General features: G+C 49.1%; 18 protein-coding genes and 1 pseudogene. 14 read left to right on the top strand and 5 right to left on the bottom strand.

Annotated elements, in window-relative coordinates:
• The first annotated feature begins 4 nt into the window (after positions 1–4).
• The 8 genes and pseudogenes from AC6I8V_RS26390 to AC6I8V_RS26355 all read left to right on the top strand — a co-directional run.
• The gene (locus AC6I8V_RS26390) at positions 5–583 is read left to right on the top strand and encodes a DUF1120 domain-containing protein (protein ID WP_497847063.1); all 579 of its coding nucleotides are present in this window, start codon (positions 5–7) and stop codon (positions 581–583) included.
• 76 nt (positions 584–659) lie between these two features.
• Positions 660–1,505 (top strand): winged helix-turn-helix domain-containing protein, encoded by an 846-nt coding sequence (locus AC6I8V_RS26385; protein WP_497847062.1) that lies wholly within the window; start codon positions 660–662, stop codon positions 1,503–1,505.
• Complete coding sequence (locus tag AC6I8V_RS26380) at positions 1,502–1,990, top strand: YqeJ family protein (protein WP_497847061.1); 489 nt, start codon at positions 1,502–1,504, stop codon at positions 1,988–1,990. Before AC6I8V_RS26385 ends, AC6I8V_RS26380 begins: the two co-directional genes overlap by 4 nt.
• Before the next feature lie 441 nt (positions 1,991–2,431).
• Entirely contained in the window at positions 2,432–3,148 is a 717-nt protein-coding gene (locus AC6I8V_RS26375; protein WP_497847060.1) for a DUF1120 domain-containing protein, read from the top strand.
• Positions 3,149–3,640: 492 nt separating this feature from the next.
• Complete coding sequence (locus AC6I8V_RS26370) at positions 3,641–4,357, top strand: DUF1120 domain-containing protein (protein ID WP_497847059.1); 717 nt, start codon at positions 3,641–3,643, stop codon at positions 4,355–4,357.
• A gap of 443 nt (positions 4,358–4,800) precedes the next feature.
• A complete protein-coding gene (locus tag AC6I8V_RS26365) occupies positions 4,801–5,484 on the top strand; it encodes a DUF1120 domain-containing protein (RefSeq protein ID WP_497847058.1) in 684 nt (227 codons plus the stop codon).
• 59 nt (positions 5,485–5,543) lie between these two features.
• Positions 5,544–6,068 carry a helix-turn-helix transcriptional regulator gene (locus AC6I8V_RS26360; RefSeq protein WP_497847057.1) on the top strand — a complete coding sequence of 175 codons (525 nt, stop codon included), beginning with the start codon at positions 5,544–5,546 and terminating at the stop codon, positions 6,066–6,068.
• Between the two features lie 161 nt (positions 6,069–6,229).
• Positions 6,230–7,036: pseudogene (locus AC6I8V_RS26355) on the top strand (EAL domain-containing protein); the annotation flags it as partial.
• A gap of 122 nt (positions 7,037–7,158) precedes the next feature.
• Here AC6I8V_RS26355 and AC6I8V_RS26350 read toward each other — a convergent pair.
• The 5 genes from AC6I8V_RS26350 to AC6I8V_RS26330 form a co-directional block, all read right to left on the bottom strand.
• Complete coding sequence (locus AC6I8V_RS26350) at positions 7,159–8,196, bottom strand: tyrosine-type recombinase/integrase (protein ID WP_497847056.1); 1,038 nt, start codon at positions 8,194–8,196, stop codon at positions 7,159–7,161.
• A gap of 601 nt (positions 8,197–8,797) precedes the next feature.
• Positions 8,798–9,715: a nuclear transport factor 2 family protein gene (locus AC6I8V_RS26345; protein WP_497847055.1), complete on the bottom strand. Its 918-nt coding sequence runs from the start codon at positions 9,713–9,715 to the stop codon at positions 8,798–8,800.
• A gap of 138 nt (positions 9,716–9,853) precedes the next feature.
• Positions 9,854–10,717: an SIR2 family NAD-dependent protein deacylase gene (locus AC6I8V_RS26340; protein WP_497847054.1), complete on the bottom strand. Its 864-nt coding sequence runs from the start codon at positions 10,715–10,717 to the stop codon at positions 9,854–9,856.
• Complete coding sequence (locus tag AC6I8V_RS26335) at positions 10,714–11,601, bottom strand: protein-ADP-ribose hydrolase (protein ID WP_497847053.1); 888 nt, start codon at positions 11,599–11,601, stop codon at positions 10,714–10,716. Before AC6I8V_RS26335 ends, AC6I8V_RS26340 begins: the two co-directional genes overlap by 4 nt.
• 148 nt (positions 11,602–11,749) lie before the next feature.
• A complete protein-coding gene (locus AC6I8V_RS26330; protein ID WP_497847052.1) occupies positions 11,750–12,169 on the bottom strand; it encodes a winged helix-turn-helix transcriptional regulator in 420 nt (139 codons plus the stop codon).
• 156 nt (positions 12,170–12,325) lie between these two features.
• Here AC6I8V_RS26330 and AC6I8V_RS26325 point away from each other — a divergent pair, with 156 nt between their 5' ends.
• The 6 genes from AC6I8V_RS26325 to AC6I8V_RS26300 all read left to right on the top strand — a co-directional run bounded on the left by AC6I8V_RS26325 (position 12,326) and on the right by AC6I8V_RS26300 (position 19,832).
• Positions 12,326–13,183 carry an SDR family oxidoreductase gene (locus AC6I8V_RS26325; protein ID WP_497847197.1) on the top strand — a complete coding sequence of 286 codons (858 nt, stop codon included), beginning with the start codon at positions 12,326–12,328 and terminating at the stop codon, positions 13,181–13,183.
• 516 nt (positions 13,184–13,699) lie between these two features.
• Positions 13,700–14,527, top strand: coding sequence for a hypothetical protein (locus AC6I8V_RS26320; RefSeq protein ID WP_497847196.1), 828 nt, complete (start codon positions 13,700–13,702; stop codon positions 14,525–14,527).
• Positions 14,524–16,476, top strand: coding sequence for a hypothetical protein (locus AC6I8V_RS26315; protein WP_497847195.1), 1,953 nt, complete (start codon positions 14,524–14,526; stop codon positions 16,474–16,476). The genes AC6I8V_RS26320 and AC6I8V_RS26315 overlap by 4 nt, the downstream gene beginning before the upstream one ends.
• Before the next feature lie 13 nt (positions 16,477–16,489).
• Positions 16,490–17,728, top strand: coding sequence for a hypothetical protein (locus tag AC6I8V_RS26310; protein ID WP_497847194.1), 1,239 nt, complete (start codon positions 16,490–16,492; stop codon positions 17,726–17,728).
• Positions 17,712–18,092 (top strand): hypothetical protein, encoded by a 381-nt coding sequence (locus AC6I8V_RS26305; protein ID WP_497847193.1) that lies wholly within the window; start codon positions 17,712–17,714, stop codon positions 18,090–18,092. The genes AC6I8V_RS26310 and AC6I8V_RS26305 overlap by 17 nt, the downstream gene beginning before the upstream one ends.
• Entirely contained in the window at positions 18,093–19,832 is a 1,740-nt protein-coding gene (locus AC6I8V_RS26300; protein WP_497847192.1) for a DEAD/DEAH box helicase, read from the top strand.
• Positions 19,833–19,971: the final 139 nt, after the last annotated feature.

The raw sequence follows: 19,971 nt of genomic DNA, 5'->3' as shown, positions 1-19,971 counted from the left end.
AATTATGTTAAAGAACAGGATGAGTACCCTGGTGCTGATAGCGGCAGTGATGGTTGTAAGCCAGGCACAGAGTGCCGGACCTGAAGCGATGCCGCTGGACCACAGCGAGTGTCTGTTAAGTGTGGGCCGCGGGGTGGTTGACTATGGCAGGCAGTCACGCTGGCAGCTACAGGACACCGGGCGTCCCGGCGAGCTGACTCCTGGTGTACGCACTGTGCCGGTGACGGTCGCCTGCCCTTACACCCAGTCATTCCGGTTACGGATTACGGGAGATGGCCAGGGCGACGGACGGATACGCTACGGGCAGAACGGCTGGCTGAAAGTGCGCATGAACAACCTGCGTGTAGACGGGAAGTCGGCACAGGCAGAAATACGAACAGCTGAAGGCAGACTGGCGGATTCGGATGCAGGAAGCGCGCAATTAGCGGGCGGAGCCGTCGTAATACCACGGATCGCGGGTGAGGTGGCGCAAGGACGGACGGTAACGTTTGACCTCCAGGTGGAGCCGCGTCTGTCGGAAAAAGATAGTCGAACCACGTCGCCGACGGAGAACTCGGCTATGCTGCGGATTCTGCTGGAATGACTGAAGTCTAAAGATATAGTATGAGCAGACTAATTAATTTACATCATCATCCAGGTTAAATTCTGGGGGATAATTAATGACAGAAAAATTAGAAGAAAAGAAAAGAGGATATTTCCTCATAAACGATAAAATTGAGTTTCACCCCGAGAAAAAAACACTTACTGACACTTGCACAAACTCAGAAACACTTTTATTCATCACCGCATCCCGCTGTCTTGAATTGTTAATAACCCACCAGGGGGAAGTTATTACCCAGCGGGATCTGATGTCATATGGATGGAACGAGCAGGGAAGAGAGGTTTCGCCAAATACTTTTTACCAAAACATTTCATCACTACGGAAAGCATTTTCGGAGATGATGCCCGAACAGGATGTCATTGTTACTGTAAAACGCGTGGGGTTATTTTTCTCCAACGAGCTGAGCATTGAGTTCGTCAATGATGATCATCAGAAAACAGAGACAGAAGATACGGATACCCGCAGTGACCAAAAAGTTACGGGTATCATGCAACGCCATGAGGATGCTGGCAAAACCCGGGTTTCAGTTGGCAAATATGCTTCATTTTTAAAAAAATCATGGTTTGCATTATGGTTGTTATTGATTCTGGTTTTGTTGATACCTGAAGCGAAGAAAACCCCTTTGCTGAAGGTGAGTACAGAAACCAGCGATACAATTTTCAAAAACTACACACTATTAAGACAGGTCGGCGATACATGCAATATTTATATTAATAACAATTATGGCGCCGATAACAAGATCAATCCGCAGATTAAAACGGATGACCTGGACTGCAACGGGTATAGTAATGTATATGTCACATCATTTAAGAATTATGGTACCAGCTCTATCATGTATTGCTCGATTGAAAATAAGAAGTTGAAATCCTGTACAACGGAATATTTCACGAGGAATGATAAATGAATGAGCTGTTCTTTAAAAAAATTGCCATAGTTCTGCTATCTGTACTGACAATAGAACTGGCATACAATTACATCAGTGACTACATCCGTCACAAAGGTGAATGGCAAAAAAGTAGCGAGTGCCAGGCCTTTTTTACCATACATACCGCCACCCTTAATATTCCGATAGTGGCTAATATTGCAATGGATGATGATAGTGGGTCGATTACCGTAGGTGGTCCGGTTTATAAAGGAAGCGTGCTCTTAGGCTCCATCAGCAGAAAAATTGAATTTGATTATATAAACAAAAAGGATATATCCGTGCTCGAAATAAACAACACGTTAAAATTTAACAAAGACAGCATTGATGACCAAACGTTCAGCAATGTCTTTTTCGGGTTGTCTACATCCGCACACACAACAATGTATGTCACCATCAAACAACTGAATGGGGGATTATTTGTCAGCCGTGACAATATCCCGCTGTTTTATTGTAAGTTCTCATAACTCAACATTATATCCTCTGCACGGCACCCGTTAACGCCTCACACATCGGTAACGGGTATTTTTTAATAAAAAATGATATAAATCAGAGTGATAACAAGCGAGATTAACATCTATAGCCTGTTGTGTATCAATCCGCAGATGAGCTAATGAAGTGCCTTAATTGATCAAGAAAATATATCAATTAATGATGAAAGTCATTTTAATGATGCTTCTCCGTTAGAAGCACCGTTGTTTATCCATATGCAGCAGCAATGATGCAGTGATGTATTTTACCACTATTGTACACACGGGCATCTATCAACAGAGAATCAGACTGGGACACACAGAATTAATGTCGTAACTTCCTGTTTATTATCATTGAGACAGAAAATTTTCAAACATTGTCTGAACCAGGGCAGCACCACTTGTACATTTTTCTAAATTAAACAGAGATTCATATAAATGAAAGCATTAAAACGTATTCACACACTGGCGCTGATTGCCTGTATTACCTCACCCGTTCTGGCAGAGAGCATTGATGTCAGAGTGACCGGCATTATCACCCCGGCCGCCTGCACCCCGACCCTGGCCGGTGGCGGTGTGATTGACTACGGCAAAATCCCGATCAACAGCCTGTCACAGACCGACTACACCCTGCTGGCCGAGAAGCAACTGGACTTCGCCATCACCTGCGATGCCCCGACCAAAGTCGCTGTAAAAGCAACCAACGGCCGACCGGACACGCTGGCAGGCGCAACGGAGGGAGCGGGTGGGTTTGGCATCTCACCGGTCTCGGGCATGTTTGGCTTGATGGGTAAAGCCGGCTCCGCGGGTCTGGGCATGGCTGGCGACGCAAAAATCGGCGGCTACGGGCTGCGCATTCAGTCTGACACGGTGACGCTCGACGGTAACACCGCCCACAACATTGTCCGCGAGGCTGAGGATACGGCCTGGATCTCATCCGGTACATCAACCGGAGCAGGAATTGGCTCGCTGCTAAGCTCCACAGGCGTTCGTGAGGTCTCCTGGGCTGAGCAAGGCACCGACACGCCGAAAGCCTTTACGACTATGTCGGGCAAACTCGGCGTTCAGGCCTTCATCAATAAGACATCTGAGCTGGATCTGACTCAACCCGTAACGCTTGATGGCCTGACAACCATCGAACTGGTCTACCTGTAATTGCGTCCGGACTGACTAAGGCCTGAGCGGGAGTTCCCGCCCAGGCTTTCTCTGCCGTTCATTCCAGGCATCCTGCCGCTGTATTTATCTATCATGCAACAATCTTCTTGCGGTTCTTATTCGCAGACGAAAATCTTACACTTCACAACGTCAGTTAAAGCCCTTATATCGTCAGTGTTGAAAAACTATTCCTCCTGTGACACAAGTCTGAATTAAACACCCCTCCATTTTTTAATCCTCTGCTTTACCATTCGGTTGAATTACCTGCTGAGATCCAAATAGAGAATACCGGCTGCCTGAAGGTATTTATCTGTCCTGAATCCATTCACTACGGTGGTAAAAAAACATCCTGTGAGAAAAACAAATTGCATGAAGTGGCTTAATTGATCGAAAAAACCTATTAATCACTCACCGAAACAACTTTAATACGGTTGTCTGAATCAGGGCGCCGTTCCTGATATATTTCTTTCAATTCAATAGAGATTCATATTAATGAAAACATTCAAACGTATTCACACGCTGGCTCTGATTGCCTTTATTACCTCACCGGTGCTGGCTGAAAGCATTGATGTCAGGGTAACCGGGATTATCACCCCAGCCGCCTGCACTCCAACCCTGACCGGCGGCGGCACGTTTGACTACGGTAAAATCCAGATCGATAGTCTGTCACAGACCGACTACACCCTGCTGGACGAGAAGCAACTGGACTTTGCTATCACCTGTGATGCACCGACCAAGGTAGGTATCAGTGTCACCAACGGTCGGCCGGGCACCCTTGCGGGGGCGACGGAGGGAGCAAGTGGGTTTGGGGTCTCACCTGTCTCAGGCATTTTTGGCGTAAATGGTAAAGCCGATACCGCCGGGCTGGGCATGGCTGGCGACGCAAAAATTGGCGGATACGGGCTGCGCATGGACATTACCACGGTAACTCTCGATGGCTCACCCTCCGCCAGCATTGTCCGCGAGGCTGACGATCTCGCCTGGGAATCAGTCGGATCATCGTCCGGGACACAGACTGGTTCGCTGCTGAGTGCCACCAGTGTCCGTCAGACTTCCTGGGCTGAGTCCCGCAGCTTGTTGCCGAAAGCGTTTACGACCATGTCGGGCAAATTAGGCGTTCAGGCCTACATCAATAAGGCATCCGAACTCGACCTGACTCAACCTGTAATCCTCGATGGCCAGTCAACCATCGAGCTGATCTACCTGTAAATTCGTCCGGATTGGGCGAAATCTCAGCCCGCTCAGCCCCGGGAATATGGTTATCAATATCGCATGACCATATTCCTGTGCTGCTTTTTCAGTTCTTCAAGGGTATTGATTTAACCAACCCTAATTATTCCGCATTCACGCCTCCGCCAGCTTCAGGTATGACAAAATCCGCCTGCTGGCGCATTTGCGTATCATGTAAATTCTCTTTTGCGCAGACTGTCGATTCTCTTTCTTAGGTAAGAATCCTGCAAATTAATGTGCCTGTATTGCGGGTGCGGATAATAGGTTCCCCGTACAACCAGAGTCTTTGACAAAAACAACCAGGATGAAGTGTCTTAATTGATCGAAAAAACCTATTAATTTCAGAGCAAACGCAATTTAATACTGCCATCTGAACCAGATCGTCGTTCATGATATTTTATTTCAATTAAATAGAGATTCTGATGAAAAAATTTAAACGCATTCATACCCTGGCATTAATTGCTTTTATTGCTTCACCTGTACTGGCTGAGAGCATCGACGTCAGGGTCACCGGCATTATCACCCCGGCCGCCTGTACCCCAACCCTGGGCGCTGGCGGTGTGATTGATTACGGCAAAATCCCGGTCAACACCCTGTCACAGAATGGCTACACGCTGCTGGACGAGAAGACGCTGGACTTGTCCATTGTCTGCGATGCGCCGACGAAGGTCGCGATAAAGGCAACCAACGGCCGGCCGGACACCCTGGCGGGCGCGACTGAGGGAGCTGGCGGGTTTGGCATCTCACCTGTCGATGGTGAGACAGCAAGCGCCGGTCTGGGCATGGCGGGCGAGGCAAAAATTGGTGGCTACGGGATTGCTTTGACGCCTCGCACGGTAATTGTCGACGGCAACTTCCTCGACAGCATTGGCCGCGATGGTGCCGATCTGGCCTGGAGTTCATTCAGTGACAAGACCTCGCTGCTTAGCACCACTGGCGTCCGTCAGGTCTCCTGGGCCGAGCCTGGCAGCCTGATCCCACAAGCTTTTACCACCATGTCGGGCAAACTCGGCGTTCAGGCCTACATCAACAAGGCATCTGAGCTTAACCTGACCCAGCCCATCACTCTCGATGGCCTGACAACCATTGAGCTGGTCTACCTGTAAAGTCGTACTGAATGAGGCCTGAGTGGGAGTTCCCGCCCAGGCCTTCTCCGCCCAGGAAAATGAGATTGAATTCAGATATGATTCCATCAATTAATATTTTATCCAGGGATCAATATTTCACCCAGGGGGTTATAGAACTGCTTGGTTTAGATTTTTTCGATACGCTATTTTTAATTATAGACCTCGACTTCAATGATCTTTCAGGATGCAAGTGGATCGAACACCCCAAAAGCAATATTGTTGCCTTTACATCTGGCGATCTGGCTTTTTACAATTCAGGATTATTTGGCGAGATAAATGTTATAGATAAAAAAACCAGCATGAAAAGTATTTTTAACCTGTTCCTAAACATAAGATCAGGGATGTCGATAAATCATTACGCCCGGTTCCACCTCAGCTGCCGTGAAAGACAGCTGCTGCTGATGTTTAGTGATGGCAAGAGTAACACTCATATCGCAAAAGAACTTGGCGTATCGCTTAAGACTATTTACACGCACCGCAGAAACCTGATGACTAAGTTAGGTTGCAAAAACAGAATTGCACTGCAAAAATTACTTTTAAACAACAACCTTGTTTTGATTTAAGTATCACACATCCATTTTTTATCAGTAAGTGATTTATTATGAAGCCATAATCTCTGCGCTTTATTTCAGTACAGTCCTTCAGCTCAGCATATCAACCCTCTACCACAATTCAATGATGTAAAGTTATGATGAAACAACCCCCTCTGCCTGATATTTTTCTTCACGGCAGCCAGACGAAAAAACAAAAAAGAGAGGCCATAGCCGCACTTTCTCCTATTGAGCGTGAATTTGTTCATGCCATTTACAGCGGGCAAATTTTCCCGGTATTTCAGCCTGTCACCGATGAATGCCTGCTGGTACAGGGGATGGAAATCCTCATCCGCTGGCGGCGAAACGATAAGATTCTGCTGCCCGGCGCTTTTTTACCACAGTTACGTTCAGAGTATGCATGGCTGCTGTTGACCGCTTTTGTATTGCGGGCGGCAGTACAGCATATCAATCAGCATCAGGGAGAATACTATTTTTCGGTGAATATTCCCGCTATTGTTGCCAGTAATGAAAACCTGCCCCGGATGATAGAAACGGCATGTCAACAACTGCATCACCCTTATATGTCTGAGCTGCTGGCGCTGGAATTTTGTGAAGACATAGATCTTAACCATCAGAGCAAAATAGCTGAAAATATCACGCAATTAAAACAGCATGGTTTTACCGTTATGCTGGATGATTGCTTTTCACAAAGCAGTGTTATATTTCCGGTGCGAATCGTCAGATTTGATGCCTATAAGCTCGATATGAGTATTGTTAATGATATGCAGGGCGATCCACACGCGACGGCCCTGATTAAGAGTCTGGCCTACTACTGTGAACTGACCGGAAGTGACTGTATTGCTGAGGGTGTGGATAGCCTGGAGAAATTCAATACATTGAAATCAATCGGGATTAAGCATTTTCAGGGGTATTATCTCTCTCCACCGGTGGAAGCTGAAAATATTGCAGAACTTATCCTGAAACTTCACAAAGGATAAATGCAATGCATCGGTTATTGCCAACAATCCTGTAAAACACATCAGGCCTGTTCACATACCTGAATATTATCTGGCAATGCGTGAAAATCCTGACATGATCTCAGACACCAAATTTGTTGGTATCATTTTCTGCCTCTCTTTTTTTCCATCATATCAATCATGGCTCCTTCATGCGCATCAACGTTGCGGATATAACGCATCAGGGTTTCCGGTTTTTTCCATGTTCCTTCCTGCATAATCTGCGCGACAGGATATCCGTTTCTGGTCATATCCTGGGCCGCGCCGACGCGCGCGCTGTGGCCACTCCAGTGTCGGTAGCGATTTTTATTCGCCCTGACAGAACCATTCTGACCATCGACCTGCCAGGCTTTTCTGAAAATATCCTCGATGGCAGGACGGCTTAACGTCTGCTGCTCTGACGGAAGCGCTTTGTTGGAACGGTGTACCCGGCAGAACAGAAATGCGTCAGGCTCGCCATTAAGCCCCGATGCTTTCAGCCACTCATCCATACGCTGGCTGGAGAACGCGCTCAGCGCCTTGATAAGGCCACCGGTCATAACGATCGTTTTGGTGTGCGAGATGTCGAGAATGATCCGTCCGTCTTGCGCCCGCGAAATATCACGCACCCGAATACGGGCTATTTCGCTGATGCGAAGCAGGGTGCTGTATGCGACGTGGAGAAAGGCGAGGTTGCGCAGCTCCTGTAGCCGGACGGAACCCGCCCAGCAGTCATCGATGATGTCCAGATCAGTGAGCCTGAACGGGACTGCCTGGCCTGCGCGCTCTCCTGACAACACCGCCATGCGGTTTATCTTCTTCATCACACGATAAATCAGCGGCGAGACGTTCGGCGGCGTTACACCTGCGTTACGGTGTAACATCGAGATCAAAGAGGCATGGGTGGAAATCGTACTTGAGGCCCGTCCGCTGTCCTGTAACCAGGAAAGGTAGTCACGCAGATCGCTGGATAACATCGGCAGAAAGCTGCGCCGGTTTTCCTGCGACCAGCGCCAGCAGACTGACATTACGCTCATCAGCTGTGACCAGGTGTTGGACGAAAACGCATCCCGGTCCTGTGCAAATTCCTTCAGGCGCGCAGAGATGTCGCCATCATCCGGAAAGGGCAGAATCAGGTCCGTTTTCTGTACAAATTCCGTCATTATCGCTCGTTAATTAACCGATTATTGGTTTGATCGCGCTACGTGAAATCTGAATAAAAAGCAGGGGAAGTACCCGTCAGATTTCACGTAGCGCTGCCATTTTCTGCACCGGCAGCAATGGGATCGCGTCTGCTGGGAAATGAGGGTCATTCCAGGGCAAACCGGCAGAACATGGCGCCAGCAGGTCATCATACTGGTTTTGAGGTTGGGATCCTAACTTTACATAACGCCAATTATGTAAAGTTAGGATCCTGAAGATCATCGTTGTCGACGTGTCGCTGTGGCGAGGTAAGTGCAGAGGCCGACAAAGTGGTGTGGGTACGCAAAATATGATGGTATGAAGTTAAGTTCTGGCGGTGCTGATAGATAAGTATCAATTGAATCTGAAGGTCGGCTAACAGCGAAAAGCAGACATAGCTGCCCCATGAGTAGGGCTGCGGTATCACAATAAGCACTTTACAAACCAAATAGTGGCCCTGACTGCGTGAGCAGGTCCGTTATTTACGTATGAAAATTTCAACAAGAATTTATTTAGACAACAGAATAAAAAGCAATCAGAAAATAAGAAAAAGGCGATTACTATTAATCGCCTTTTAAAAAATCAGAACATGGTGTTGTTGTTCACCGACCTGGCAGGAATTTCCTGAATAATGTCCCAGTGCTCTACGATTTTACCGTCTTTAACCCGGAATAAATCATAAAATGCCTGCGGTTTTCCATTCCATGCCCCCTCACTTTGTGTCAGAACAAAGTTACCCTGTCCAAGAACTTTATGGACAGTTTTGTACTGGAACATATTATTTTTTGCTGCCAGCGCCTGAATGGCTTCCTGCAGACCAGTAAGACCGTCTTTGACGCTGGTGTTGTGTTGATCATATTCTTTTGAACTGATGTATTCAGTGATCTTCTGTGGCGCCTTGCCCAGCAGCACGTCATTTACGAAGTTTTTTACCAGCGCCTTGTTAGCATCGGTTTTATCCAGGTCCGTTACGTTAGTTGGGCCATCAAATTGCGAACGTCCGCTGGCCGTTTTTTCAACAACTGGTGCGATTGCATCCCAGTGTTCTGCTACTTTTCCATGATCAAAACGCCATATATCGAAAGCAACAACCTTGTGGGCGCCAAACACCTCGGCATTATTATAGGTGTTATGCATAACAATAAATTTCCCGTCCTGGATCATGCGATGCGTGGTACTGGTTGTGCCATTCTTTTTCAGTACCGGTAAAAAATGAATAACGGGGTCAATACCGGTTGGTACGTTAGGATTATGCTGAATATAATCGGTGCTGAAATATTTCCGCACGCCCGTCTCGCTGTAGTCTTTAAAAAATGCGTCCTGTGCCTTTACTGCAAGAGGTTTTAAGTCAGGAATTTTTGCCGGTTCATGGGCCGAGACCTGTGAGCATCCCAGCAGCGCAGATGCTGCAATCATTCCGGCGATCAGGCTTTTGACAGATTTCGATTGCTGAGCAGAACTAAAGGCAGTAGCTGTTCTGTCTTTGATAGTTTGATGCATATTTCACCCCAGTTAATTGAAGATATTAATGGTATTTAAAGCGCCGGGTATAGCCATCCTCATGCAGAGAATAACTCTGCAATTGGATTTTCTTATAATTTAAAACACGGTATGAAAAGTATTTTCTTTTACAATACTTTATTGTTTTGCTGCCTGACGGTATTTATACAGCTGATGGATTACCTCTGCCGCATTCTCACTGATGCCCATGGCTCGCTGATTAATGTCATCCGGAACCTGAGGGTAATCTTTATTTATACGTAATAACCTTCCCTGAGGCGTTCCCTTAATTAACCGTTCACCCGGCCAGCGGATCACTGACGGAGTGTTAAAACCGGCACCAATCTCAATAATTAAAAAAGGCTTATCGACAATTTTTTCGATCCAGGCCGAAAAACGCGCCAGCTCCTCACGATAAGCACTTTCCACAAAATACTGGTCAATGCGAACGTTGAGGAAAACCTCGCCCCCGCAGTTTGGGCAGCAGGGTATGGCCTGGGGATCCGTAATGGTCTGCGTGACGGCATCCATATTTTGCAGCAGCCTTTTTACTACCGGCTCGCTCTTCCACACTACGTCCCGGCAGGCTCTGCTACATTGCAGGTACCCATAATCCCCCTGCGGAGTGTAAAGTTTGTCCTGGCTGAATCCGTTGCGCGCAAAAAGCTGGTCCACATTGGAGGTATAGACAAAGGTATCCGCATGTCGTGTTAAGTCATAAAGTTGACGGTAAACAGGATCGTCTCGTTCACCGAATCGGATATCTTCAACGTGAATGGCCCAGTAGGCCCAGAATTCAGCCGGCGTCCATCCCCGGTAACCAATCGCCTGATAACGCGCGGTAAATCCTTTACGGGCAAACGCCGGAAATAGCTCTTTATAGCGCGCATTTTCACCGTAATCGAATCCTGCCGCAGCGGACATGCCCGCGCCGGCAGTAATCAGGATGTGCTTACTCTCAGCAATCAGGGTGGCAATTTCAGACAGGGTTGTGGTGTTCATTGATGTGCCTCCAGGCTTTGCTGATATATGTGCTCGTCCTCCGCGCTGAATACGTTGAATACAATGCGCTCAAAACTTCCTGGATGCTCTGACAGCCAGTGCGCGACCGTGTGAAGCGCAATTTCCGCTGCTGGCTCGCGGGGGAAGCCGAATACACCGGTAGATATCGAGCAAAAGGCGAGAGATTTAAGTCCTGCCTCAGCGGCGAGCGAAAGGCATGACCGGTAACAACTCGCCAGCTCAGTGCGGTGCCGGGCTGTCAGTGAGCCTCTTACAATCGGACCAACCGTATGCAAAACGTATTTTGCCGGCAGGTTATATCCGCGCGTGATTTTTGCCTTACCGGTTTCCTCATCTACCGGGTACTGCGCCTGCATAATAAGATCGCAGTCAGTGCGCATCCGTGGACCCGCCCGCCAGTGAATTGCGTTATCAATACATTGGTGAAAAGGAATAAAACAGCCCAGCAGCTTTTCATTGGCGGCATTCACGATCCCATCAATTTCCAGTTCGGTGATGTCTCCCCGCCACAATGCACAGAGCTCCCCCACCGGGTAGGCAGCCATTTTTAGCGAGTCGCTAATTGAGGGGAGTCTGGAGGCGCTGGTCACCGCGCATCGGGATTTCAGCGTCTGTAGCAGCGCGTCACTCAGCCTGAGGAATTCGTCTGGCAAAGGTGCAGGGCCGCGACGCGTCAGCAATGCCCGTAAGTTTGCGAGGCCAGGCTGCGTCAGGGATGATGGCAATGTGTCTGCTTCACGGACGAGATAATCCGTCAGTTCCGCCAGTGCTGCTTCAAAGGCGGCTTCAGAGAGCACCGTTGCTGCGCTGAACGGCTCATCCAGTGCGATTTGCCTGCGGTAGTGATTTAATGAAAGGCTCATTCGTGACCTCTAAAAACACGCTTATGACCAGAGAGTGTGAGTTCTGATGGTGAATCCGGCGTATCATAGATTTGGCGCTTTCATTTTGAAAGTACTTACCAATTTGTTAGTTTAACATTTTTTAATCATCACTGATGAAAAGTACGGATTAACTATCATCCCGTGGATTTTCAGGGCTGCTGCCGTCATACGCTTCGTCCCTTTTTGCGACCACGCGCAATAGATTCAGCTCGATCCAGTCGCTGAGCTGTATCACCTTCGAATAGACTTCAAGCCCGAGAGGGGTAAGAGAATACTCGGTATGGGGAGGAATCACGGGAAGAGCCTTACGATGAATGAACCCATCTTTTTCAAATGTTTGCAGGATCTGAGAAAGCATTTTTTCGCTTATCCCCGTGATTTTTCGCCTGAGTTCACTAAAGCGCAGCGTATTTTCATCCAGTGCAATAAACACCAGAATGCCCCACCTGCTGGCAATATGCTGAAGAATTTCCCTCGATGGGCAATTAACATCGAGTAATCTGCCGTGTCTGACCGCCGGATGTTGAATACTTTGTTTTCTGTCCATTTGATCACCCGTTAATTAAATTAATACTTACCAATAGGTAAGTACTTACCTTTATATAGCATATCAACTATAGTCATCTCAGTCCTCACTTTTCATGACATATACTTAAGACGTGCTGTACACGATGCATGTCAACTTTTCCTCAAGGAGATTATTATGATCGCAGTTACTGGCGCCACCGGCCAGCTGGGCCAGCTGGTTATTACAGAATTACTTAAACATGTTCCGGCCAGTGAGATTGTTGCCGCCGTGCGAACCCCTGCTAAAGCGCAAGCGCTGAAGGAAGCAGGCGTCGTTGTCCGTCAGGCCGACTACAGCAAGCCTGAAACACTTAAAGCGGCCTTTGATGGCGTCGATAAACTGCTGCTTATCTCTTCCAGCGAAGTGGGTCAGCGCAGCGCTCAGCACAAGGCTGTTATTGATGCAGCTAAGTCAGCGGGGGTAAAACTTATCGCGTATACCAGTCTGTTAAACCTGGATAACTCAACGATGCTGCTCGCCGATGAGCATCGCGATACTGAAGCAGCGCTGAAGTCATCTGGCGTGCCCTACGTATTACTGCGTAACGGCTGGTACACCGAAAACTATGCGGCCAGCATTGCACCTGCGCTGGCGCATAATGCCTTCATCGGTTCCGCAGCAGATGGGCGTATTTCTTCAGCTCCCCGCATTGATTACGCACACGCGGCGGTAAAAGTGCTGATTACTGAAGGGCAGGAAGGCCAGGTCTATGAGCTGGCGGGTGACGAAAGCTATACGCTGAGCGAGTTCTCGGCCGAAATTGCCCGCCAGTCCGGCAAAGAAGTGAACTACGTAAATCTGCCACAGAACGACTTCGCGGCTGCACTGAAAGGGGCAGGCTTACCGGAAGGTCTGGCAGACGTTCTGGCGGATTCGGACGTCGGAGCCAGTAAAGGTGCACTTTACAACAACAGCCATGTGTTAAGCCGCCTGCTGGGTCGGTCTACCGGAACCTATCAGGACGTAATTGCTGCAACGCTTAAATCTCTTTAAGCCATCAGGCGGTCCGGCGGCTTCGCTGGACCCGCTGCATACGCGTTCTATGCCAGGGAAGCAGATTGCTTCCTTTTTTTCTGGGTAATCGGGTATCGCCTGTCACAGGATACCAACGGTTTATACCTCTCAACCCCACCCTGAATTAATGCCAATCATCCGCGATACAGCAACATTGTTTGAGAAACTTTCGGCGTCATTTACGCATTATCTAAATACCCTCACTTTTAACTCAAATAGTTAACCCCTGCGGCAAACACATAAATAAAGAGGCGAAGGTGATTTCACGTTGATTTATCTGCAACGGCAATATGAATCGCGTTAAATATTTGCCTTATGTCAGCACGACCACATTAATGCTATCTCTTTAAAATAGGGATTGTTTAATTTGTCAGGCTATCACTCTAACATATTCATAACTCATGCAGATTCATTCGCCGCTGGGGCGGTCGCATTCGCTATAAGAATGCTGCGTCAATTGAATAAGTTTGGCCGTAGCTTAGGGGGTAGATGAGGGTGGGTATTAACAGATTCGATGCTGAACTTATTCAACTAAACAACGAACTTGAGAAAAACCGTCGCGAAGCTGAGCACGTCAGGGCCGACATCGTTTTCTTTGAAACTTTCGATGAGGCTGTGGCGCTTAACGAAAATATGGCTTTCGCAGAGTTGCTCAGAAAAAAGAAAGAGGCATTTAATTACCTGCAAGTTCAGCCCATCAATCTGCCGCCGCAGGGGTTCTTTGATCGGATTTTTGATCTGGCTGGTTCTTACAAAATTCAGCAGGAAAAAGCCGAAGATGAACATAGGCGCAATAAGGCCAGATTGTCCTCAGAGATATCCAGCCTGGATTTGACCATCAAAGCCGGTCAGGAACGCATCGGAAAATATCATTCGCTTGATGAATACCAGCTGCGCGCCATGCTCAGAACCTATGAATGCCGGGAAGAAATGTTGCTGAGCAGCATCCAGCGCGTCTCGGCAAAACGTGAGAGGTTGATCCAGGCTGTCGGTCCCTTGCTGGAAGACGTGGCGCAATATCGCCAGCAGGAGTCCAGCTATCTGGATGAACTCAGCGCCTGTCAGTCATTCTCGCAACAACTGGTGCTTTACAGTGATGATCCCGTTCAACGCCGCCAGGTGCATGAGGCCTGCGCCGAACAGTTCAACGGTAATGGCCGTCCTGCTGATGTGGCTTACGAGTTGAATAAACAACTGCAAGCGACACAACAGCAAATCAGCAAGCTCGAAGAGCTCATTAATCGCGCCATCGGGAACATTGAATCAGCCACTGATGCCGCCTCTCAGCGCGAAGGTCTGCATACAGGACCCGCTATTTCATGAGCAAAACGACAAAAATCAAAGACGCGCTTGATCAGGGAGCCTTTCAGTTCCAGGGAATATGGAATCAGGTCCAGGGTGATGCGTTAAATAAAGCGCTTAGCGATTATGGCAAGGGCATTCGCAAATCCATTTCGCTGAAAAATGGCAACGGCATTAATGGCCAGTCAATCGACGTGCAGCAGGGCTTCGCCGCAGAAGCGCATCACGTCGGTTCTTTCAATATTGAGGCGGCTGCCAAAGGAAAGAATAATCATCGGGCGACGCTGGATGTTGGGCAGGTTAATGATCCGGTTGCGGATATCCATGTGAATACGCCGGATGGCACCACCCGCCATCAGGTTAAATTTTACAAAGACGGCAAAAGTACCGCTGACGCGCTGTCACCCGAAAAATACGATGGCGTGGGGAAGATTGTTCCCTCTGATCAGGTGGAATCCGTTAAGGCCGCGGCACATAAGCAGGCGCAGCGTAACCAGGAAACGCGCCCGAATGTTTCACAAAGCAATCAGGACACCGCAAATAATGCGACTGACAAGCTCACCTCCGCCGACGGCGCTGTTTCCAGTACCGGGCTAAATCGCAAAGGCGAGGGAAGTGCAGAGGAGTTAGTCAGCGAGGCGAAAAACAACCAAAACGGGCCTGAATATAAGGAGAAGGCGCGCGTCAGGCAGGAATTCAATGGTATGCAGTACCGCAATGCGGCGCAGGCGGGCGCGATTGCTGGCGCGGCTTCGGAGTCGGTGTCCATTCTGCTGGAATATATGCGCAGCGACGAACCGCTGGATATGGATATGTGTTTTGAAGCCGCCCAACGCGTGGTGCTGAGTTCCGCGAAAGGGGCGGGTAATGCCCTGCTGATTACGGGCATTCAACACGCAGGCCAGTCATTGCTTGATGCAACCGTCGCGCAGACAGGAAAAACTCTTGGAGGCACGCTAGGCAAACACCTTATCAAAGGTAATGTCGCTGCCGCCGTCGCCCAGATCACCGTCAATCTTGCTCATGACCTGTTCAAATTTTCCCGAGGGGAAATTGACAGTATCGAGTTTGCCTCTTCTACGATTGGCGGGACAGTGCAGGTTGTCGGGGGAAGCCTGGCATTCAGTCTGGGTGCGGGCGTGGGGACCTATCTCGGGACGTTTGTCAGCGCGTCGATCTCCGGTTATGCCATCGGCGGAACCACGCTGGGCGCGCTGGGCGTTATGGCCAGTGGTGCCGTATTTGCGATCGGTTTTTCGCTGGCAGCAGGCGCGTATGTAAATCACTTTTCCGCGCGAGGGCTGAAAATTGCCAATGACGATCTCAAATCCGCGCTTGAGAAGCTCCACGGCGGTGCTATCGACCTTTCTCAGTATGCGGGTAAAGTGGGCGCCATGTCCGAACAGGCGTTCTCCTGGACAGATTTGTTGCCTTTCAGCGGCGCGATTTCGGTCATCTCTGAATACAGCACCCGCAAAAATCATCTCAAAGCCGTCCAGCGCGATATTTATGCGCAAATCGATGCATTACCTGAGCAGGAACGACAGCTCATGCAGGAGCTGGCAGTCGCGTACGCCCAGGAAATCAATCATATTGATGCTCAGTATGAAGCGGCGAGGAGAAGCATCACCGGCCAGGCGTTCGCCCGAATTGACGCGTTTAGCGACGAGCTGAACACCCATCTGCAACGCCAGTATCTGATGTTCACACCGGTGCGCAGGAACTATTTAGCGCACGCCGAGCTTCTGGATACCGAACAACGAAAACAGCAGGAAAAAAACACACGTCTGCAATCCTTTGCCGCTGAGCTGAGCCTGTTGCAGGACAAACTGAACACCATTGATATCACCGCGCCTGCTGGCGTCGCACTCAAAAAGGAAATGCAAAATATCATCCTCGATCGGATGAGCATGATTATTCCTGACAAGACGGGCTGGGATCAGGCCTGTGATTTCCTTGAGCTGCACTGAGGATTGACAACTTATGCTATTAAAAGCATTTGCTAAATGGTGGGCCGGGTCAAAACTGCAGGAGGAAACTGCGGTGACGCAGGCCCTGGTCCGACGCCTGGAAAATGAGCAGGCGGAAGCGAGCCAGCGTATCAATGCCAAAAAGGAAGAATACGCCCGCCAGCTTATTGCTCACCAGGACCAGCGCAACACTGAGCTTGGGCAATATCTCGCGTTCCTGAATAGTCAGTTGGAGAGCGCAGGCGCCTATGTTGCTAATCTTAACAACTTCCACAATCTGATCATGCCATGCATTGAGTCATGGATGAACGTTGACCTTTGTAAGCAAAATATCATTATTATCAATGATAAAATTAAGGCTATTCATTCCACGATCTCATTAATGGATGCCTGGCGGGAGGAGCTGAATAATCAGGCTCAGCGACAAAGTCGGCAGGCGTGGAGAGAATTCACGGCTCAGCGGCCGCTCACTGTCACCGGCGACTTCATCACTAAAACCCTCACTTCCATAGAACGCTCTGCCAAAATCAGCAACGATGATTTTAATTTTGAGTTAAACCGCCTCAAAAGCCATCGCTCTGAACTATCAAAAAGTCTGGCTTCACTCCGGGTGCAGCGAAATACGCTTTACGAGGAAAGACGGTCTGTTGAAGCATTGCATGATGCAAACAAGAGCGCGTTAGCCGAAGAATATGCATTGTGCATTGCGTCATGGAATATCCTGAGCAAGCGGTTTGAAAATTATTACGCCTATGAATTAACCCATAACAGCTATGCGGACCGCTGGCTTAGCAGGCTTAACGAGGGTGGTTCACTGCCTGAGATCATTAAAGTCATTGGCACAGCAACAGAGATCATCAATTGTGCCAGCGAAGTATTGAGCAACCTGAATGAGCAGTACCAGCCTTATAAAAGGCGGGTGCAGGCTGCGCATGATACTAAAAACTATCCCGCGTCATTCGCCAATGATAAGGCAGAAAAAAAGCGGCTGGCACCCATGGTGACGGCAGCGTTTCAGGACAAAAAGGAACTGATTGCTGCGCGTGCCATTCTGTTTGCCCGTCGCGACGAACTTAAAGGTTTTGTTGAGAAAATTAAACCGCTGCATCCTGATTCAGCGATCGAAAGCGTTTGTGAAATGCTCAGCGCAGACCGTGATTTTAATGCGTTTTTTGCCTTCGGGTTTAATACGAAGAAACAGAAACGCTCCCATTGGGAGAAAAAGAAGGCAGAAAATGGAATCACAACTTGAAATGTCCTTTATCTGGCGGCGATCCTCGATAAAGGAGAGCCTTATTGCCGTCACGAAGGCCGTCAATGCGGGCTTCAATACCAGAGAAAAGCTGGTTTCATCCCTGCCTCAATTCTCGCTTTACCGAATTGCGTTAGCCATTGATGCATTAATCACCGCGGATATGGCTGAGAATAATTTTGGTGTGTTAACCATTCATCCGGACATGAATATTGTCTTTGAACTGGTTGCATCAACATTCGTATTGCCTGTACCGGCACAACAGATGGATGCCACGACGCGTCGCATGATTATCAACAGGCTCGGTTGCAGCAATCCGACGGGCGTCGAATCGCTCCTTCACCTGAAGATTGAAGAGGCATAAATGGACGATCACGCGCTGAGCCTGCTTTCGGAGCCGGATGCGGTTAACGATTTTATCGGTCACATTGATCACTGGCTGGAATACCTGTCTGAACTGGCGCTGACCGCAGACGATCGCACGCTGCCTAAGCTCCGACGTCAGATCACCTATCTGCTCAGGTTTCGGGCTGGAGCTAACTGTAATATCAACCATAACCGGTTGTTGCAGTATTACTATACTCACCCGGCCGGGGTTAACGGTGATGATCTCTCTCTGCCGGGGGAACGATGTAACGCCGGGAACCTGAGGGCCGGGGCAGAAAACAGCGACAAGGTTAAGTCTTTCCTGGAGGAGTTCCATGCCAGGGAGGGCGGAAGCACCATGGCGATAACGCCACAGGCCCCCATTCAATCCAGCTATCAGGCTGGCGATCCCGCTTTTACCTTAATCGGCAATGCACTGGCCGCTGAAGATTTCTTCTGCATACAGGGGCCGCCCGGCACCGGTAAGACGACGGCTATTGTGGAGATCATTCTGCAAACGGTTAAAGCCAGGCCCGGCGCACGGATCCTGATTAGCTCCGAGACCCACGTCGCTGTCGATAACGCCCTGGACCGCCTCGCTCAGCAATGCGCACCGGAGCTGCTGAACTCAATACTGCGCTACCCACGGTATTCCATCACCGAATTCGAGAGTCCCGAGACAAGACAAACGGATGCGATGAATCGGGCCGATGCACTGTGGCATAACGCGTACCGTGCAGACCCTCAGCTGACCATGGACCTTTGGGAAACGTTAAAGCAGGGGACAATGGATGAGAACGGCAGGATGAGCCTGCCGCGCTGGCAGGCGCGCAATCTGGCTGAAATGCATCAGATCATCGGTGTGACCTGTAATCAGATTGACCATTTATTCGATGATGAAACTGAGATGTTCGATCTCGTTATCGTCGATGAGTGTTCCAAAGCAACGATGCCCGAATGGCTGATGGCGATGAGCGTTGCCCGCAAGTGCATTCTGGTTGGCGATCATAAACAGCTGCCCCCCACGTTCTGCGCCGAAGAAGCCGAAGTATTGACCCAGATGGATGAACATAAAGAGCAGCTGATCCGCAATGGCGTGCTCGAACGGTTGTTCGAGAACCTGTCCCCGAAGATGAAAGGGATGCTCAACAGGCAGTTCCGTATGCTTCCCCATATCGGTCAGTTCATCTCCCATCACTTCTATAAGGGTGAGTTGCAGCACTATCGCACCACTACCGACCACGAGTTTCAGGACTTTGGCTGGTACACCTATAAGCCGCGCGGGCTTCGTGTCCCGGCCCAGCAGGGCAAAGAAAGGAAGATTCTCATTAATGAAGCGGAGATCCGCATCATTATGAGCCGGCTCACCGACATATTTGAAACCCTCAAACGCTCCGGTAGCAGGAAAAAAATCAGTGTTGCTCTGATCACACCCTATCGCGCCCAATGCAAAGCCTTGCGTGAGACCCTGAGCGCCTTGGCGTTCAGCGAGTTTCTCGCTGTAGAAGTCGATACCGTGGATGCCTTCCAGGGACGACAGGCTGATATTGTGTTTTTCTCGTTCGTGCGCAATACAGGCCCTGCGACGTTCTACGCTGACGACCGGCGCATAAATGTCGCCATCTCACGCGCGCGCGATGCCGTTTATCTGGTTGGCGATATTGAATATATCCGCAGTAAACGCCTTCCGGTGCTTGATGCTCTGGGTAGCTTGCCGGTTCTGGGAACTCATATGTAGCGCAGCCGCTGATCAATGCCCCTCTCTGCAACTAAGATGCGTTTGAACCGAATCGGGATGAGGGTGTTCTTTTGACAATAATGAAGACATTACTGGCTGAGCAGTGGATGTCTTCATCTATCTATCGGGAGGCAAAGAA

It is taken from the genome of Pantoea sp. X-Soil-TKNS-1207 (assembly GCF_059730485.1).
The sequence above is the reverse complement of the archived record's forward strand: the minus strand, read 5'-3'. Positions and strand labels throughout refer to the sequence as shown.

Bases quoted from the DNA above. Each gene is read 5' to 3' on its own strand.
- AC6I8V_RS26310 (WP_497847194.1), top strand. From the start codon at position 16,490: ATGCTATTAAAAGCATTTGCTAAATGGTGGGCCGGGTCAAAACTGCAG.
- AC6I8V_RS26350 (WP_497847056.1), bottom strand. From the start codon at position 8,196: ATGACGGAATTTGTACAGAAAACGGACCTGATTCTGCCCTTTCCGGAT.
- AC6I8V_RS26315 (WP_497847195.1), top strand. From the start codon at position 14,524: ATGAGCAAAACGACAAAAATCAAAGACGCGCTTGATCAGGGAGCCTTT.
- AC6I8V_RS26360 (WP_497847057.1), top strand. From the start codon at position 5,544: ATGAGATTGAATTCAGATATGATTCCATCAATTAATATTTTATCCAGG.
- AC6I8V_RS26325 (WP_497847197.1), top strand. From the start codon at position 12,326: ATGATCGCAGTTACTGGCGCCACCGGCCAGCTGGGCCAGCTGGTTATT.
- AC6I8V_RS26375 (WP_497847060.1), top strand. From the start codon at position 2,432: ATGAAAGCATTAAAACGTATTCACACACTGGCGCTGATTGCCTGTATT.
- AC6I8V_RS26380 (WP_497847061.1), top strand. From the start codon at position 1,502: ATGAATGAGCTGTTCTTTAAAAAAATTGCCATAGTTCTGCTATCTGTA.
- AC6I8V_RS26385 (WP_497847062.1), top strand. From the start codon at position 660: ATGACAGAAAAATTAGAAGAAAAGAAAAGAGGATATTTCCTCATAAAC.
- AC6I8V_RS26300 (WP_497847192.1), top strand. From the start codon at position 18,093: ATGGACGATCACGCGCTGAGCCTGCTTTCGGAGCCGGATGCGGTTAAC.
- AC6I8V_RS26365 (WP_497847058.1), top strand. From the start codon at position 4,801: ATGAAAAAATTTAAACGCATTCATACCCTGGCATTAATTGCTTTTATT.
- AC6I8V_RS26335 (WP_497847053.1), bottom strand. From the start codon at position 11,601: ATGAGCCTTTCATTAAATCACTACCGCAGGCAAATCGCACTGGATGAG.
- AC6I8V_RS26305 (WP_497847193.1), top strand. From the start codon at position 17,712: ATGGAATCACAACTTGAAATGTCCTTTATCTGGCGGCGATCCTCGATA.
- AC6I8V_RS26330 (WP_497847052.1), bottom strand. From the start codon at position 12,169: ATGGACAGAAAACAAAGTATTCAACATCCGGCGGTCAGACACGGCAGA.
- AC6I8V_RS26390 (WP_497847063.1), top strand. From the start codon at position 5: ATGTTAAAGAACAGGATGAGTACCCTGGTGCTGATAGCGGCAGTGATG.
- AC6I8V_RS26340 (WP_497847054.1), bottom strand. From the start codon at position 10,717: ATGAACACCACAACCCTGTCTGAAATTGCCACCCTGATTGCTGAGAGT.
- AC6I8V_RS26370 (WP_497847059.1), top strand. From the start codon at position 3,641: ATGAAAACATTCAAACGTATTCACACGCTGGCTCTGATTGCCTTTATT.
- AC6I8V_RS26345 (WP_497847055.1), bottom strand. From the start codon at position 9,715: ATGCATCAAACTATCAAAGACAGAACAGCTACTGCCTTTAGTTCTGCT.